The organism is Faecalibacterium intestinale (assembly GCF_040096575.1).
Classification (GTDB): domain Bacteria; phylum Bacillota; class Clostridia; order Oscillospirales; family Ruminococcaceae; genus Faecalibacterium; species Faecalibacterium intestinale.
Map to the genome: position 1 here is coordinate 1 of NZ_JBBMEN010000009.1, position 17,192 is coordinate 17,192.

General features: G+C 52.4%; 17 protein-coding genes and 1 pseudogene. All 18 read right to left on the reverse strand.

Annotation, left to right across the window (positions count from 1 at the left end; genetic code table 11):
- Positions 1-137: pseudogene (locus WMO20_RS14545) on the reverse strand (DNA topoisomerase); the annotation flags it as partial.
- A 19-nt stretch (positions 138-156) separates the two neighbouring features.
- Complete coding sequence (locus WMO20_RS08010) at positions 157-378, reverse strand: transposon-encoded TnpW family protein (protein ID WP_097777333.1); 222 nt, start codon at positions 376-378, stop codon at positions 157-159.
- Positions 379-500: 122 nt separating this feature from the next.
- Complete coding sequence (locus WMO20_RS08015; RefSeq protein ID WP_349186428.1) at positions 501-2,378, reverse strand: AAA family ATPase; 1,878 nt, start codon at positions 2,376-2,378, stop codon at positions 501-503.
- Between the two features lie 16 nt (positions 2,379-2,394).
- Positions 2,395-3,903 (reverse strand): MobQ family relaxase, encoded by a 1,509-nt coding sequence (mobQ, locus tag WMO20_RS08020; RefSeq protein WP_435387762.1) that lies wholly within the window; start codon positions 3,901-3,903, stop codon positions 2,395-2,397.
- Positions 3,904-4,134: 231 nt separating this feature from the next.
- Entirely contained in the window at positions 4,135-4,431 is a 297-nt protein-coding gene (locus tag WMO20_RS08025) for a DUF3847 domain-containing protein (RefSeq protein ID WP_128132530.1), read from the reverse strand.
- Between the two features lie 89 nt (positions 4,432-4,520).
- Positions 4,521-5,237 carry a hypothetical protein gene (locus WMO20_RS08030; protein ID WP_158420702.1) on the reverse strand — a complete coding sequence of 239 codons (717 nt, stop codon included), beginning with the start codon at positions 5,235-5,237 and terminating at the stop codon, positions 4,521-4,523.
- Complete coding sequence (locus WMO20_RS08035) at positions 5,234-5,794, reverse strand: RNA polymerase sigma factor (protein WP_005922902.1); 561 nt, start codon at positions 5,792-5,794, stop codon at positions 5,234-5,236. Before WMO20_RS08035 ends, WMO20_RS08030 begins: the two co-directional genes overlap by 4 nt.
- Before the next feature lie 84 nt (positions 5,795-5,878).
- Positions 5,879-6,193 carry a hypothetical protein gene (locus tag WMO20_RS08040; RefSeq protein WP_097769766.1) on the reverse strand — a complete coding sequence of 105 codons (315 nt, stop codon included), beginning with the start codon at positions 6,191-6,193 and terminating at the stop codon, positions 5,879-5,881.
- Between the two features lie 170 nt (positions 6,194-6,363).
- Complete coding sequence (locus WMO20_RS08045; RefSeq protein ID WP_349186429.1) at positions 6,364-6,690, reverse strand: TnpV protein; 327 nt, start codon at positions 6,688-6,690, stop codon at positions 6,364-6,366.
- The gene (locus tag WMO20_RS08050) at positions 6,687-8,561 is read right to left on the reverse strand and encodes a recombinase family protein (RefSeq protein WP_055185909.1); all 1,875 of its coding nucleotides are present in this window, start codon (positions 8,559-8,561) and stop codon (positions 6,687-6,689) included. The genes WMO20_RS08045 and WMO20_RS08050 overlap by 4 nt, the downstream gene beginning before the upstream one ends.
- Before the next feature lie 16 nt (positions 8,562-8,577).
- Positions 8,578-10,020, reverse strand: coding sequence for a DNA topoisomerase (locus tag WMO20_RS08055; protein WP_349186430.1), 1,443 nt, complete (start codon positions 10,018-10,020; stop codon positions 8,578-8,580).
- Positions 10,021-10,096: 76 nt separating this feature from the next.
- On the reverse strand, positions 10,097-10,828 hold the full coding sequence (locus WMO20_RS08060) for a DUF4366 domain-containing protein (protein WP_349186431.1): 732 nt from the start codon (positions 10,826-10,828) through the stop codon (positions 10,097-10,099).
- The gene (locus WMO20_RS08065) at positions 10,812-11,075 is read right to left on the reverse strand and encodes a DUF4315 family protein (protein WP_097785686.1); all 264 of its coding nucleotides are present in this window, start codon (positions 11,073-11,075) and stop codon (positions 10,812-10,814) included. Before WMO20_RS08065 ends, WMO20_RS08060 begins: the two co-directional genes overlap by 17 nt.
- 13 nt (positions 11,076-11,088) lie before the next feature.
- Positions 11,089-12,822: a C40 family peptidase gene (locus tag WMO20_RS08070; protein WP_349186432.1), complete on the reverse strand. Its 1,734-nt coding sequence runs from the start codon at positions 12,820-12,822 to the stop codon at positions 11,089-11,091.
- Entirely contained in the window at positions 12,819-15,209 is a 2,391-nt protein-coding gene (locus WMO20_RS08075; RefSeq protein WP_349186433.1) for a VirB4-like conjugal transfer ATPase, CD1110 family, read from the reverse strand. Before WMO20_RS08075 ends, WMO20_RS08070 begins: the two co-directional genes overlap by 4 nt.
- Positions 15,172-15,546: a PrgI family protein gene (locus WMO20_RS08080; RefSeq protein WP_349186434.1), complete on the reverse strand. Its 375-nt coding sequence runs from the start codon at positions 15,544-15,546 to the stop codon at positions 15,172-15,174. Before WMO20_RS08080 ends, WMO20_RS08075 begins: the two co-directional genes overlap by 38 nt.
- Positions 15,547-15,559: 13 nt before the next feature.
- Positions 15,560-16,426: a VirB6/TrbL-like conjugal transfer protein, CD1112 family gene (locus WMO20_RS08085; RefSeq protein ID WP_349186435.1), complete on the reverse strand. Its 867-nt coding sequence runs from the start codon at positions 16,424-16,426 to the stop codon at positions 15,560-15,562.
- Between the two features lie 264 nt (positions 16,427-16,690).
- The gene (locus WMO20_RS08090; protein WP_149794206.1) at positions 16,691-17,164 is read right to left on the reverse strand and encodes a hypothetical protein; all 474 of its coding nucleotides are present in this window, start codon (positions 17,162-17,164) and stop codon (positions 16,691-16,693) included.
- Positions 17,165-17,192: the final 28 nt, after the last annotated feature.

Sequence of the window (17,192 nt, forward strand, 5' to 3'; positions counted from 1 at the left end):
TCCAGAAAGCCCTTCTGCACCAGCTTTTCAATGGTGGCTGCTCTGGTTGCCGGAGTACCGACACCCTGACGCTCCACACCCTCCGGCATACTATCCGCACTGGTGGTTTCCATAGCGTGCAGCAGGGTATCCTCTGATACGCTTTGTCAAGGGTGTTTAAGAAATTTTTTCGCTTTGTTCAAACTCTTTTGCACAATCATTCAAAATAAGCCGCTTAATCTTATCGGTCATCGTTTCCTTGCTCGTTTCGCTGAAATGCAGCTTGACACGATAGGTTGTCTTTCCAATCCTCTTTACCATAACGGGCTGCTGTGTGCCTTGTGCGGTCAGAGGGGAAGCGGTAGGGGTGGCGGTGCGGGTGTTGGTTTCGTTGCTCATAGGCTCTCCTTTCCATGAGAAAAGCCCCATGCGGTCATACATGGGGCGGTGGTTTTGAGGTTGAAGTGGCGAAGTGGCAAAGTGGCAAGGTATCTGGGTTTTGCCACTTGGATTTTGCCGTTTCACTTTTTAAGAGCGTGATACCATGCCGCGCCAATGCGCTTTGAGGTAATGCGCCCGTCAAGGTTTTTCTTTGCCGCCCGGACAGTACGGGCAGAAATCCCCGCGTCGGCTGCGGCTTTCTCTATGTCCTCGCTGGCAAGCTCTTTTCCGTCTGCCAGTAGGTCAAGTATCAGCTTTTCAGCCTGTTCGGTTTTGGTGGCGTTATTGCTGCCCGCGCCGGACAGCAGCTCGTCGGCGGTTATATCATATTCGCCTATCCACTCAAAGCCTGTTTCCGGGTCAAGGCAAAAGGCAACGGGCTTTCCCTCCGGCGCAAGGGAAGATTTGTCGTGAATGATAACGCGCACATTCGGCTCACGCTTCACGCGCCCAATTAAAAGGACGCTCCTTGCTGCGGCGCGGAAGTCGATAGAACCTAATCCCCGGTATGCGCTCTGCCCTCCGGCAGCTTTGTTGAGATGTCCGATAAGGATAACGGCGCACCCGGTACGCTCGGCAACATCGGCAAGGCGGCGGAACATGGGGCGCACTTCGTTTGCCCGGTTCATGTCGGTCTTTTCGCCCATATACGCCTGTATGGGGTCAAGGATAATCAGCCGCGCCCCGTTTTGCGTGATTGCTTTCTCTATGCGCTCGTCGGACAGGGTAAGCTCCCGCTTGGCTTCATCAATCACAAGCACCCGGTCAAGGTCGGCTTCTGCTTCCATCAAGCGGGGCTTGACGGTATCGCCCAGCCCGTCCTCGGCGGTCTGGTAAATCACTTGGAATGGCGGCAAGGATTTCATTCCCGGCAGCGTTCCCCCGGTGGTGCAGGCGGCGGCAAGGCGTAGGGCAAAAGTGGTCTTACCTTCGCCGGGATTGCCTTGCACAATGGTTACTTTCCCAAAGGGGATATACGGCTCCCATAGCCATTCAACGGTCTGTGTATCAACCTCGCTCATGCGGATAATCTCAACGGTTTCTTCCTGGGTTGGCTCTTTCAAGCCGTAAATCGCTTCACGGATATACTTCCCGTCTGTGATTTCTGCTCGGTGCTGCAATACCTCGTTCCAGTCCTTAAATAGCGGCACAAGACGGTGGACGGTCAAGCCCTCCGGCATAAGCCCCACAAGGCGGCTGCAAGCGTCGTTTCCGGCTTGGTCGCTGTCAAGGCAGAGGTAAACGGCCTTGATGTTCGGACGGTCAGAAAGGAAACGCAAAAGGGCTTTTTCGCCCACGCCGCCCAACGCCAGATAGCTTTGCCTCTGCCAGTCCTTTTTGAACAGACAGAGGAAAGATAAGAGGTCTATCGGGGCTTCAAAGGCAAACAACCTTTCGCCCTCACCCCGGTAGCAGAAGTTAAAGGCTTTGTCGCTGCCTTTCACATCAAGCCGGAAGCTCCCGGCTGTGCCGCGCTGGTGGGCGTAGCGTGGTACTCCGTCCTCGTCCCGCCCTACGAATACGGCGTTGTGGTGGGCGGCTTCCTCGTAAATATCCCCGGTGGCAAAGAAAAAGCCCGTCACATCTTCGTCAATGCGGCGGGCGGCTGTGAGGTAGTTCCTCGTTGTTCGGTTGTCGGTGTTCCGGGGTGGTAGCCGGAAGTTGGAGAGGGGCGCGGGGCTTGGTCTGTCCGGCGGTAGGGCGGCTCCTTTCTCGCCTGTGAGAAGTTCAACGGCTTCGGTAAAGCTCTTGCCGAAAAACTCCATGACAAAATCAATGGGTGCGCCGCCCTTACTCTGGCTGTGCCTGTACCATTTGTTTCCCCGGACGGTCAGGCTGTCGTGCCGTTTCCAACGGTATTCCTGTCCGGCGCGGGTAAGCTGCTCGCCCTGTGATTGCAGGAAAGAAACAAGGTCGGCTTGGTTGGCGCGGTCTATTTGTTCTTGGGTGTAATACATAAAAGTTCAACTCCTTTCAGCGGTCTATATCATGCCGCTTGGTGCGGTTCTGTGTCTGTTCCGGCTGGTCGGCGCGGAGTGCAATATCCACACACCTGCGGATTTTTTGAAGCTCGGCAACCTCGGCGCGGGTTTCTTTCAGTTTGGTATAATCGCTGTCCCTTTGTGTTTTGAGGTCAGCATATTCCTGTTCCCATTCCGCAATAGGCAAGGTCTTTGTTCCTTTCGGCAGATTTGCATGGAGATAGCGGTTTGCCGCGTCCCATAGGGTAAGCTCGGCGCGGCGGGCTTCCGCAAACTTCTCCTGTTTTCCTTTCCAGCGGATTTGCCGATACTCGTCCTGTATGGGCTTGTAGGTCTGATAATTTCTGCCTTGCTCCATGAGTTTTTGCAGTTCTTTCATGCGCTGCTCGGCGGTTTTCATTCCCTCCCGGATTGAATAGGCTCTATCACTGACAGAGGAAAGGGAAGCGTCCAGCTCATCAAGATTAGAGATACCATGCTCGGAAAGATAGTTGACCGCCGCCGCTATGGTTTTCAATTCATCGGCTGCGTGTTGGTGCTGCCAACTTTGCGAATACTTCCGGCTCTTTTCTCTCTGAACGCTCAAATACTTCATCAGCAGATTTGCAAGGTTGGGAGATTGCGGCGGCGGCTCCGGGGCGGTTTCCCGCGCTTTGAACAGGTCGGCAATCCATTCTTTGAGCTTCCCAATCTGCGCCCGGATTTCCCGGATAAGGCGGTTTGTCTTTTGAATACTGCGGTTCAGTTCGCCTTTCTCGGTGGCTACACCTTTCTTCTCCATCTGGCAAGCCGCCACGCCCATGTGGACGGTGGGCAGCTCGTCAATTCCTCTCTCGGCGTTGCTGCGGTGGTCGATACGCTCCGGGCTTCCGTTCCTCTCCAAAAAGTCGTTGGTATAGTCAGCCCATGCCTTGCGCCACAAGAGGGTGTTGTCCTTGTCATTCCAGCCTGTAAGGTCAATTTTGTGCGTCTTGTATCTGCCGCTTGGCAAGCGGATACGCTCGCCGTTTTCGTCAAGGTCATATTCCTTTTTGGATTTCGCTGTCCATGTGCCGCGCTCGTCAAGTGGTCGCATAGTCAGCATGATATGACAATGGGGGTTGCCCTTGTCGGTGTCGTGAATGGCAAAATCCACACACATTCCTCTGGAAACAAATTGAGAGGAACAGTATTCCCGGACAAGCCGGATCTGTTCCTCTCTGGATAATTCTATGGGGAGCGCTGCGTCAATCTCACGCGCAAGCTGGGCGTTCCCGGCTTTCTCATAAAGCTCCACGCTGTTCCACAAGGTTGAACGGTCAGAGAATGAGGGTGGCGCGTGGGGCGGCAGCATGATTTCTGTATGGACAACGCCGCCTTTGCGGGTGTAGTCATGGGTCATTCCGTCCCATTCGTTTGTCAGCTTTTCGCCGCTTCGGTAGGCGGCTGCGGCAACGGCTGATTTGCCTTTTCCTCGGCTCACAATGCCGATGTTCCAATGGTAAATGGCTATGGGTATCACCTCCCGGATAGGATAATAAAACCCGCAAAAAAGGTACAGACGCCAACGGCGGGTGTACTGTTTTTGTGGGTGTGCAGGGATAGCCGCAAAGCGGCGCAAGGGGTGCAGCCCCTTGTTGCGGCAAAGCCGCCATATCGTAGCGCGGGGAAAGTTCCCTGTGCGGAGATAAGCCCTCGGCAGAGCGCACACGCCCGCAAGGGTGTATAAGTGCGCCCTTAGTTCCTAAGGGATTTATCCGGCGTTCCCGCTTTCGGCTCGTTTTTTCAAAAACTCCCGCGCTGGCTCACTGGTTAGGGCAAGCCGGAGAAGCGCGGCAGCTTCCTCGTCGGTCATGGTCTTTGCTTCCGGCACAATGCTCTCAAAGACCGCGCCCCGGACGATAAGGTGGTGACTGCGCGTTCTGCGTTCCTCTTTGGATAGCTTCTGACGCAGCATCTTTTCCCGGTTCTCAAACTGCCGGATTTTCTTCTTTCCGTCCTCAATCTCGGCTTGCAATTCCTCGCGGGTTTTCTCTCTTGGCTTTGTCATGGTTGGGCGCTCCTTTCTGCTCATAAGCATAGAAAAAGGACAGTCGATTTTCTCGGCTGTCCTGATGGTAGTATTAAATTTTCATGGGGTTATCCGTTGAAAGAACTTAGGTCAAGCGCACCATTATTTATCAGCTCTTGGATAATGGTAGCCAAATCGTTTTTCACACTTTCGCTTTCAGTTTTTGCACCCGCATTTTCAACATATACGGTGCTATCTCCCAACTTAAAAGTCGCATAGTAAATTACATTCTGTTCTCCCACGCTGTTCCGGTCTGTTACAAAATATCCTGCCGTCACGCTTGTGCCATTTACTTCGCTACTTTCTTCACTTCCTACAATCTTCGTATCAAGTAGTGCTATATCCGTTGTAGATATTACCACTTTGGCATTTTCGATTTTTCCCTCAAAACCAATCAATTCTTTGTTGCTGTCGGAAACAGTATCATCAACACGAAAAACTGCATGAGCTGTAACGGTCAAGTTTGGAAAAAGAGATGCAGCTTCCGTTTCCGTAAGTTGCCTTGTTGTTATAGTCCCGTCAATGTCAATGCTTGAGCCAGCAGTTTCCGATTTTACAAAGATGATTTCATTTCCGTTGTCCAAAGTGGCAATGTCAGTTTTGTTCCCGAACAATCCATTTTGAAATACGCCTACGCCTAAAACAGCAATTACTGCAAAGCAAGCTGCAATAGCCCCCCACTTTACCCAAATGGGCTTTTTGGCTTTCTTCTTGTAGTTGAGAGCTTCATCGACATATTTTGTGTCAAGCTCGCTCATAGCGTCGGAAAACTTCTTTGCATTCATACGAATACCTCTCTTTCAATCAAATATTGCTTCATCTTCTCGCGGATACGGGTCAGCCGGACAGAAATGTTTTTTTCTGAAAGCCCCATAAACTCGGCTATGTCCTTATAGCTGTCGGAAAACCAATAGCGGCGCATGAAAATAACGCGGTTTTCGGTAGTCAGCGTGTCTAAAAATGCTTCAATGATACGGGCTAACTCTTTGGCTTCGATTTCTGCTTCTACTGTATTCGGGGCTGCTATACAGGCTTCAATTTCTTCCAAAGCAATCGTGTAATGGCTGCTTCGTTTGGCTGCTTCCTTTCTCCAATAGATTTTGAGTGAAATGTTCCGAACGATTTTAACAAGATAAGATAGCAGCGGGTTAGGTCGTGCCGGGGGAATGGCGTTCCATGCGCCTAAATAAGCGTCGTTTACACATTCCTCCGCGTCTTGTCTGCTGCCTACGATATGGTAGGAAAGATTGTGGCAGACCTTTCCGTATTTTATATCCAGCTCTCGTATGCCTTGTTCTGAACGTCCAAAAAACATTTCTATGATTTTTTCGTCGTCTATCATCTCACCGCCTCCTTTCGGGCTTCACCTATGTACTACGGTTTCAGCGGCAAATACTACATCTAATCCGAAACTTTTTCAAAAAAATTATAGCACATCTTTTTGAATAGGGTGTGTCAAGTTGCCGGAATGTTTCTTTGCCGCTTTGCTGGCGGCGTTCCTCCGTTCCTCACTGTATGGGGCGGTCAGACGGAAAGAGAAACGCCCCTTTGCAATATCAAACTCCATGCAGCCCGTTTCGGGGTCTGCGTCGGTTTGGCAGCACTGGTCGGGGTACTGTCCGGCGTAGGCGGCAAGCCGCTTCTTTAAGTCGGTGTTGTGGGTGCGGATATGGATAAGGGGGTCTTTCTCGTCAAACCAAATATCGGTGGTCTTTTCCTGCTTCGTAAGCCCTGTTCTCATAAACTCTCCTTTCTGCGCCCCTGTTACGCAATAGGGGCATTTTTCGGGTGTTTTTCCCGGCTCTTGACTTGGGGAAAATGAGGATTTTCAAATAGAAACCGCCCGGACGAGGAGTGTATCGTCAGGGCGGCTGTTATCGCAAGATTTCTGTTTTTTCCGGCTCTTGACCGTCAAGCATAGATTAGCTCATATTTTACGATTTCTTCTGCCTGTGCTTTGCAAGCGTTCATCAGTCCTACCCACTTCATAGGGTCGGCGGCTTTTAATTCCTCGGTGGCTCCCGCGCTCTTTGCAAGCTGCGGCATGATAAGGTCAATCCGGCTCCGGGCGGCTTCGTCAATCTCGGCGCAATGCTCATGCAGCTTCTCATTTGCGACAAGGGCGGTGTAGAGGTCGGGGCGGTACTGTTCAAGGTAGGCTTTCCGCAACCGCCCGTAATGCCCGATATACGGGCGCGGGGCGGCGGGGGTGTTGCCATTGTCAATGAGTATTCTCATGCTATGCGTTCTCCTTTCTCGGTGGAAGCAGCGGGTAATTCAAGAGCTTCCTGCTGTTCTTTCTCCCGTTCCTGTTGCTCTTTCCATTGTCTGCGCTTCTTCTCCATATAGCGGCGGTTATACTCGGCTTTCTTCGCCCTGCGTCGTTCCTGTTCCGCTAATGCTGCCTTTTCTTCCTCTGTTAGTTCAATTTCTTTGCGCGGGATTTCTACCTTGCCGATAAAGTTAAAGAAAATCTCGACTTCCTGTGTACGGCTTGCGCCTTTGCCCTCGGCTTGATGAACAAGGATTTTTTCAACAAACTCATTTATCATTGCGGGGGTGAGTTCGGAAAAATCCGTATATTTTTTGACAAGGGCAAGAAACTTCTCGGCATTGACGGTTTCCCTGCTTATGCGGTCAAGCTCCTGCTGGTCTTGTGTGATACTATCGGTCAAGCCCTCTAACTCGGCTTCAAAATCATGCAACATTTGTTCAAAGAGCTTGTCTGAAAGCCGCCCATTTACATTGTCCTCATAGAGCTTGCGAATTAAGCGGCTCAATTCGTCGGTGCGCTTTTCGCTGCGCTGTTTCCTCTGTCGGATAGCTTTAGCCGCTTTTGCCTGTCTGTCCTCGGAAGCGGAACAGACTTGCGCCATAAACTCGGCTTCGTTGTTCTGTGCATAGTCGCAAACTTCCTTTATCGCTTCAAGCAGTAATTCATTAACAACGGCAGTACGGATAAGGTGTGTGGTGCAATAATCATCAAAGTGTTGATTGCCTAAATCATAACGGGAACAGTTGTATTCGTCGCGGTCTGGACGTTTCTTTCCAGTTGGTCGCCCTGCCCAATCCCGCGCATTGCCAGCCTTGCCCCTGTGGTTATACATCTTCGCCCCGCAATCAGCACAGAACATCAAGCCTGTTAAGGGATTTGCTGTGCCTATGGTATCTGTCCTACGGATTGTCTTTCGCAAGGTCTGAACGCGCTCCCATGTTTCCTTGTCAATAATTGCTTCCTGCGTATTCTCAAAAATGACTAAATCCTCTTTTGGTGTCATTTTGGAGTGTTTGTCCTTGTAGCTCTCCTTATAAGTCCGAAAGTTTACCGTATGCCCGATATATTCCGGCTTGGATAGAATATCTGCAACTGTGCCGCCGCGCCATGTGTATGGCTCGTCGGGGTTGTAACTGGTTTTATGTTTGCCTAAACCGCGCTGTGCAAGGTAGTAGGACGGTCTTTCAACTTTTTCCGAAGCAAGAATACGAGCGATTTCATACGGGCCTTTTCCCTCTATCGCCATGCGGTAAATCCGGCGAACAACCTCGGCGGCTTCATCATCAACAATCCAATGGTTTTTGTCGTTAGGGTCTTTCTTGTACCCATAAATACCAATGGAATTAGTGTGTATGCCAGACATTCCCTTTGCCCGGAGAACGCTTTTGATTTTGCGGCTTGAGTCCCGAACATACCACTCATTCATAATGTTCAAAAAGGGTGCAAACTCGCTGCTTTCGCGCTTGTCGCTGTCAACGCCGTTTGCAATGGCAACGAAGCGAACGCCATGCTCTCTAAACATAACTTCGGTATAAAAACCCACTTGCAGATAATCTCTACCAACGCGGCTCAAATCCTTTACCAGCACATGGGAAACCTCTCCGGCTTCTATGGCTGCAATCATGCGTTTCCAATTAGGGCGGTCAAAGTTTGCGCCAGACCAGCCGTCATCAGTAAAGTGGACACAATTCGTAAATCCATGCTCCTTTGCATAATCTTCAAGCAGCTTCTTTTGATTGATTATACTGTTACTGTCGCCTGTGAGGTCGTCGTCGCGGGAAAGACGCTCGTATAGTGCGGTTATCTTGCCGTTGTCCGTTTTCTTTGCTTTCATTGAAAAACTCTCCTTTCTATGGGCGATTTCTTATCCCCCTTTCATAGCATATAACATCGGTAAAGTGCTTCGGCGGGGAGGTTTGGCCCTCTTTCAGTTCGGCATTGAGGATGCCGCACTCATTTTCTGCGACATTGGGCAGGGCGGTGAGTTCCTGCTTCCGGTTCAGGATGTTTGCCAGCACCTTGCGCTCCACAGCTTTCCAGCCTTCCTCCAAAACCTCCTTGCCCTTGGCGGTAAATTCCTCCCCGGCGCATTCGGTGGTCAGCAGGGTCTCCAGATAACGGAAGGGCTTGCTTACCGCCATCAGCGTCCGGGCGATGATGAGCTTCAGGACATTCTGCTCGCCCTTGGGCAGTGCGTCCAGATCTGCTTGCAGCATACTGCGAGTGGGCAGAATGGCGTGGTGGTCGGTGACTTTTTCCCGGTTGACGGTGCGCCGTGTCCGAGGCACAGCCTCGTCCACATCTGCCGAGGTAATGTCGAGAAAACCCTCCAACTCCTCAGTCAGTTCCTCCAGCATCTCCTCGTCATCGTCGGTGATATAGCAGCTATCAGTTCTGGGATAAGTGGTAAGTTTCTTCTCATACAGGCTCTGTACATAGTCCAAAGTCTGCTGTGCGCTGTACCCCAGCAAGCGGTTAGCGTCCCTCTGAAGGGTGGTCAGATCATACAGTGGTGGTGGATTCTCGGACTTTTCCTTGCGGGTGATGCGCTGGATCGTTGCTACCATCTCCTTTCGGCAGGCTTTCAACAGGTTTTCAGCAACGGATTTTTCAGGAATGCGGCGGCTGGATGCCGTGCAGCCGCTGGTCAGTTCCAGATCCACCGTGTAGAATTTTTCCGGGGTAAAGGCGGCGATGGCGGCTTCTCGCACCACCGTCATGGCAAGCACCGGGGTCATAACACGCCCCACCGCCAGCGGCTGACCGTACAGGCACGAAAAAAGCCGGGATGCATTGATGCCGACCATCCAGTCGGCGCGTTCCCGGCAGAGTGCTGCGTTGTACAGCGCATCGTATTCAGTTGACGGTTTGAGGTGGGCGAACCCTTCCCGGATAGCGTTTTCCTCCATGCTGGACAGCCATAGACGAGAGAAGGGCTTTTTGCACTCCGCTTGCTGGTAGACAAGTCGGAAGATCAGTTCTCCCTCCCGTCCGGAATCGCAACTGTTCACAATGCTGTCTACATCCGGGCGGTGCATCAGTTTTTGCAGGATGCCAAACTGCTTTTTGGTACTGGCAGACACCAGATACTGCCACTTCTGCGGTAGGATGGGCAGGTCTGCAATGCTCCACTTGACGTATTTGTCATCGTAGACATTAGGCGGAGCCAGTTCCACCAGATGACCCACACACCAGCTCACCAGATAGCCGTTGCCCTCAAGGTAGCCGTCCTGATGATTGGTGGCACCAAGAACTTTGGCATAGGACATGGCAACCGACGGTTTTTCTGCCACGATCAATTTTGCGATAAGAATCCCTCCAATCTGTTTCGGATTGCAATATGTACGGCGGCAAATGCCGCCAATAGAATTATTCTTCTGCGTTATCCTCCTCGCCGGTCTCATCCGGCTCATCCTCCACAGGGATTTCAAAGTCGCCCTTGTCCTCAGTGTAGTTTGCATCGGGGTCAAGGGCTTCTTTTTCTGCCTGCTTTTTCTGCTTCTGCTTCATAAAGGTGTAAATGCCACCGCCAGCAACCAAACCGACCAGTGCCAGTACGCCTAAGAACGTAGCAGCATACTTCGTAACTTTGTTGCCACCAGTCTGTTCCGAACCGGATGCCGCCGCTTCTTCCGCAGCCTTTTGCGCATCCTCCTCGGCCTGTTTGCGCTCCTGTTCTGCCTGCGCCGCCGCTTCTTTTTCAGCGGTGTAGGCATCGGCATCTTCATCTTCCATCAGGGAAAGAAGGTCGGCTTCGTCCACAAGATTCATGAAATGAACGGTGTTTTCCCCCTTGTCGTTGCGGTCGATGACCAGATAGAATGTGTTGCCAGACTTCGACACCAGCGTGATGAACTGCTGGCCAGAGCCATCCGAATAACTGGTGTGGTAATCATCCACCAGCGTCAGATTGCCCTCTGGGGTCAGGGCACCAGAGGTTTCGTCCGTGATGGTGACAACATCCTCCTCCACGACCTCCGGCAGAATCGGCTGCTCCACCGAGGCAGCTTCGCCCTCAAAGGCAAAGGCAGGAGCCGCCATACCAGCACACAGTGCCACCGACACCAGCAGTGCGCTCAGTTTCTTAATCTTCATCTGCATCCTCCTTCTCGAAAGTGGCACCCACGGCAGACAGCGCAGCCGGGTTCGGGGTGGTGGTGGCAGACTGCCGCAGCAGGGCGGCAAGCTGTTCCGGCGTGACTTTTGCAGTTCGCACCATCTCGTTGACCTCGGCGGAATCCTCCTCCTGAATGCGCCGCTCCAAAATCTCGATGCGGTTGTTCAGCTTGATGCGGCGCTCCTTCTCTTTTGCCAGCATCGCCCGCAGCTTATCCGATTTTTCGCTCATAAAACTCCTCCAATCATTTTGAAAGCCGTCCAAACCCGGCGAGATGCTTCTCCCAGTAGGACGAGTGAATGTTTGCGTACTTGATGGGGTCTCCGGCACTGACCATCATGCCGTTGCCGAGATAGATTCCAACGTGGCTTTTTCCCGGCGTATCATACGTTCCTTCAAAGAAAACAAGGTCTCCGGGCTTTGCTTCTGCTTCAGAAATGTGCTGGCTTTTCTGCCATAATCCGTTGGCGGTGGTGCGTCCCACATCGTAGCCGTTCTGGTTGTACACCCAGCAGACGTAGCCCGAACAATCAAAGCCAGTTTCCGGGGTAGAGCCGCCCCAGACGTAGGGTGTGCCCGCATACTTTTGGGCTTCCTTGTAGATGGCGGCAAATTCGCTGTCGGTCAGTGCTTCTGCCGGAACCTGATAGTCGATGCCCGGTGCGCCGGAACCGTCGGAGCCACCGGGTGGCAGACCGCCGTTGAACAGATAAGGCCGACCACCCAAGGTGTCTTGAAAAATTTCGTACCGTTTCCACTGGTCGTTGTCCAGTTCCTCCCGGATGACCACCTCCAATCCACGGTTCACCAGCTTGGTGTGGAAGATGCGGTACTCATAGGGCACCTGCGTGGGGATGGGCACACCCACCGGGCTGATGACCCACACCGTCATATACCGGGTCTGCACCTCCACCCATGTGGTGAGCTTGTACTGCTTTTTGAAGGTCTCCTTCAGCTTGCCCTGCACCTCCGACCGGGTGTAATCATCATACAGGGTGGTCAGGAACGAAGTGAGCTGCCACGGGTCGTGCTCGATGGGGTCAAGGTGGTACTGGTACTCGTTGTAGCCGGGGTGGTCGGTGGGGGTGCGCTTGATCTTTTTATCCAGTTCCTTTTCCAGCTTCTTGTAGTCCTGCTCTGCGCCCCGGATGTTCCGATCCTCGGCAGAATACATGGTCTGCCCGGACACCTGCGTGGTGCCGGAAAAGAGGATTCCGCAGGAGGAAAAGCCCGACATCACCATAAGAATGAGCAAAAGAAAAACGCCCACGATCACCAGAACGTGTGCGTTGCCTTTGGCGGCATTCATCAGTCCCTTTACGGCAGTGCTGACGGCGGTTTTACCTTTTTCTACGGCTTGTTCCACGCCGGACCGGGCAGTGGATACACCATTGGATGCCGCCTTGCCGCCTGCGGTCTGCGCCGCCGTGCCCGACCGGGCGGCGGTATAATAGCTTTTGTGAATTTCTTGCCGCTGTTTCCAACGTGAAAGCCAGTTGGAGCCGCCCTCACCGGTACCGGATGCGCCTGCATCTTGTGCTGGAGTCGGCTTCTGTGCAGAAGATCTTGCGGTTTTGGAGCCTTTCTTGCCCTGCAATTTGGCTTTTTTCTTGAGTTTGCGGGCATAGCGGCTCTTGGAAATATCCCGGACATTGCCAGCCGTCTTTTCGCCCTCACTCAGAGCCTGCGTGCCCACATTGTCGTCCTCATACTGGTCGATCTCCCGATGCACCGCAGATCGGGCGGCATGGGCGGCGTACATTTCCCGCTTCTGCGCCTTGCTCAACCGGCTCAGTTCGTCCGGGGTCAGTTCCGCCTTGCCAAACCGTAGGTGCTGCGTCTTTTCCGCAGCTTTATCCGCGTCGGTTTTCAGCTTCTTCTTTTTGGGCACCGACTGCTCCACCTTGGCTTTTTTCGGGGGTGAACGGGTCTTTTTGGCGGACGATTCCTCTTTGAGATTCAGCTTCGGATTGCTCATTTCTGCCCCTCCGAAACTTCACCCAACTTGGTGGTCATAATGTGGTAGAGTTCCAGATCAGTCGGGAAATGGTCAACGAAGGGCAGAATGACGTTGCCGAAGAACAGCAGCCCTTCGCCCTCGCCGGAGTGGGTCACATAGGAAAGCTGGTGAGGCGAAATATTGAGCTGTTTTGCGAGGATCTGCCGATCGCCGTTCGCCTGATTGAGCATATAAACGAAGTCCGAATTTTCAAAAATGTTCGATACTTCGGGGCTTGCCAGCAGATCTTTGACGTTCTGCGTTAGGGCTGTCGGGATGCCGCCCCACTTGCGGAAACGCTTCCAAATCTCCACGGAATAAGCGGCGGTCTGCTCCTCTTTCAGCAAAAGGTGGAACTCGTCTGCATAGTACCGAGTCGATTTGCCGGCAGAGCGATTGGCAGTTACACGCCCCCACACGGCATCCTGCACAATGAGCATTCCCAGCTTTTTGAGCTGCTTGCCGAGCTGCTTGATGTCAAAACAGACGATGCGGTTGTGGATATCCACGTTGGTGTGGTGGTTGAAGATGTTCAAAGAACCTTTAACGTAAATCTCCAACGCCGCCGCCACATGACGCGCTTCCGGTTCGTCCTGCGTCAGCAGGGCATTGTACAGATCTTCCAGCAACGGCATATTTTCCGGGGTGGGATTCTCAAAATACTTGCGGTAGACCACATGAACACAGCGGTCAATGACGGTTTTCTCCACCGGCAGCAGACCTTCCTTGCCGCCCACCACCAGCTCACACAGAGAAAGAATAAAGTCCGCCTTCAACGCCAGCGGATTGTCCTCCTCGCTGTAATTGCTGTTGATGTCCATCGGGTTGATATACTGCGTGCTGGCAGGACCGATGTGGATAACCTGCCCATGCAGACGCTCCACCAGCGGAGCGTACTCTGCTTCAGGGTCGCAGATGATAATATCATCGTCCGTCACCAAAAAAGCGTTGGTGATCTCACGCTTTGCGCTGAAAGATTTGCCAGAGCCGGGAGTGCCCAAAATCAAGCCATTCGGGTTTTTCAGCTTCTTCCGGTCCACCATGATAAGGTTATTGGACAGGGCGTTCAAGCCGTAATACAGGCTTTCCTTGCCGTTGTCGAACAGCTCCTGCGTGGTAAAGGGCACAAAAATCGCCGTGCTGCTGGTGGTCAGCCCCCGCTGAATTTCGATCTGGCAATCCGCCAGTGGCAGGCTGCTCATCAAGCCCTGCTCCTGCTGGAAATCAAGGCGGCACAGATTGCAGTTGTGCTTCTGGGCGATGGAGCTGGCCTGAAAGACGTTGTTTTCCAGCTCCTGCTCCGTGCGCCCGGTGTTCAGCACCAGAAAAGTGACGAGGAACATCCGCTCGTTCTGGCTTTGCAACTCTTTGAGCAGGGCTTTCGCATCCCGTCCGTAGGTTGCTAAATCCGACGGGATGATGTCAATATCATACCCGGCACGGATGGCTTTTTTCTGTTCCTCGATCTTACTTCTGTCCAGTTCCGTGATGGTGCGCTTCACCGTCTTGATGGCACGGTTCTGGTCAACGGACTGGATGTGCATGGTGACGATCTGGCTGGAATCCATGTCCAGAAAGTCCTTCAAAAGCTGGTCGCTGATGTCGGATGCCGTGATGCTCAGAAAGCTGGCAGCGCAGAAGATACCGCCCATCTGGAAGGTGCGGCTGTTCTTGAACGCAAAGGCGGTGGGCGCAATGGCATCCTTCACGGAAAGGCCGCTTTTCACAAGGTCTTTCCAGTCAAAGTGGAACTTGCTGGCACCGTCCATGTTGAACATATCGTGCATGAGCTTCAACCGCTGGGCACCGTTCAAGGGCTTTGCCTGTACCCCCAGCCGGTGGAAGTTATTCAGCAGGTCGTTCTGGATGTGGTCGAGCCGGGGCTTGACCTGCGCCATGCTTTCGCCCTCAACCCCAAAGGTGATGAACTTGGTCTTGGTCAGACCATTATTGCCCTTGGCAAGCTGCTGGCGCAGCATCTGGGAATACTCCGCACGAACATCGTCAAAGCCGTCCTTCTGAAACGGAATGCGGATGCTCTTTTCAAACTCGGTGCTGTCGGTTGCCATGTTCACGAAGGACAGCTCAAATTTGATGGAGCTGTCGAAGAAGTTCAGAAAACTGCACCATTCCTCGAAAATAGCGGTCTTATCCTCCTGCTGGGCGAGCTGATAATTGATGTCCTGATACTGGATGGTGCGGGTGTAGTAGTTTGCCTTCACCCGGCAGGTGCCATCCTCAAACATCCGCTGCATGGGGATGGACTGCTGGGCGGTCCGGGGCACAGCAGGCTTTGCGTTCTGCCTGCGCTTCTGCGCAGACTGCGGCTTACTGTGCTTGCCGGTCTTTTTCCAAAACGGGATCATGGGTCATGCCTCCCTTCATCAAAATCGCATAGTAGTTGTTGGTCTTGTAGGGGCGGATTTTCGGGCGGAGAAACCGGGACTGCACATAGTACGACAGCAGCTTTTCCAAAGGCTGACCGTTTTTCTCGTACATCCCAAGGAAGAACGCCGGCAGCATCACCGCCATCATGCCGAGGGTGGCGGCGGTGTTGCCGCCGGAATCCCGGAGAACAAAAAACAGCGGCACTCCAATGAGAGCCGCTGTGCCAAAGCAGACAAGCTGCCGTTTGGTCAGGTTGAATGCCACTTTGGATTTGACCTTGGTCAAATCACGGGGCACAGAGATATACGCAGCCAATAAAGCACCTCCTCTAGTGCGCTCCGAGGACGGATTTCGTCACGGAGCTGGTCTTGAACAGACTGAAACAGAGCAGAACGGTGTAGCCCACAATGCTCCAAATGGAGTTGATGGCATCCCCAGAAATCGCTACCGACTGTATCAGCACCGCGTAAATCGCCACGCAGATGAGGATGAGAAAACCCTGAAAACCCAGTGCAAACAGGCATTTCAGGTAGTTCTGCCCCATGTGGCTTTGCTCGTGGTTGCCGAAGGTTGCCATGGGGATGGGCGCAAGACTCACCATGCAATAGATCTCAATCATACGCCCGTAGACGATGACGAAGATCACGATGCTCAATATCCGCATGGTGATGCCGATGAAAAAGGATTGCAGGAAAAGTCCGAACAGGGGGCCGACATCCATCTGCATCAGACTGGATTGCAGCATGGACAAACCAATGTCATTGACACGGGTGTTTCCGGCAATGATGCTGCTGGAATCGGACACCACCTTCTGGGTGATGTCGAACACTGCCATCACAATATCGAAGGTGTTGGAGATAAACCACACCGACACCGCCGTTTTGAAGATCCAGCGCATGATGAGGGCAGGCTCAAACTGTGCCATGTTGTTGTGCTGGGTGATCATCTCAATCAACTCATAACAGGCGATGAAGGTCAGGATGATGCCTGCAATGGGCAGCACTACATTCCGGGAGAGGGCTTCGATCATAGCGAACACTCTCGGCTCAAAGCTGGAGGGCTTGGTGCCCACCTGCTGGGCGATATTGCCGACCTGCGTGTTCACATCGTCGAACAGGCCGGAAAGGTTTGACATAATGCCTGCCGTCAGGATGCCTTTGATCCAGTCGGCAATGGCTTTGAGAACGGTTTCCATTCAGTCACCGCCTTAGCTGAAATGGTTGATAAGGGTCTTGAGGAGGTTCAGGAGAAAAATAATGTGGGTCAAAAACTGCATAATAGCACCGCCTTTCATTGATGGGTGGATAAAAACGCGGCTTGGAGTACGGACATTCAATAAACCTGCAAACCGCAGAGGGCTATCCTTTGCTGCTCAAGCCACCGTATGGAATAATCGCCTCAGAAGCCGATGAAAACAAAAATGCCGACTGCTTTTGGCAATCGGCAATGGCAACAATATTTATATAAGTTCTTCCCAAGGCTCCAGTCCCATTTCTTCCCATGTGACACCATAAGGGGCACCGCCAGAAGTATAACCAGCAATAAAGAAGAAATCATCATTCTGTTCTAAGAGCGGCTCAAACACCTGCTTCTTTTTCTTCTTTCTGTGGGGCTGTGTCGTTTTTACAGCGGGATGATTCGGTTTTTCCTGCCTGCGTTCCTCACGATGAAGCAGATGTTCCGGCAATCCTTTCTCTGCAAGGCGCTGTTCAATAGCGGAATGCTTTTTATTATATACGGCATAGAACTCATCGAAGGAAACACGGTATGGAATGTGCGAAAAAATTTGGCGAGCAAGCAATTCATGTTCATCTGGGGTATCAGGAAACCGTTGATTATCAGAAAAGAACTGATGAAGCTCTTTATATATCCGCTCTACAACTTTAGCCTTCTGTTTCTGCTTGAGCTGTTTGTAAGGCTTGTAATCGTTCATTCACTATGCTCCTAGCGGTAAGAAAGTG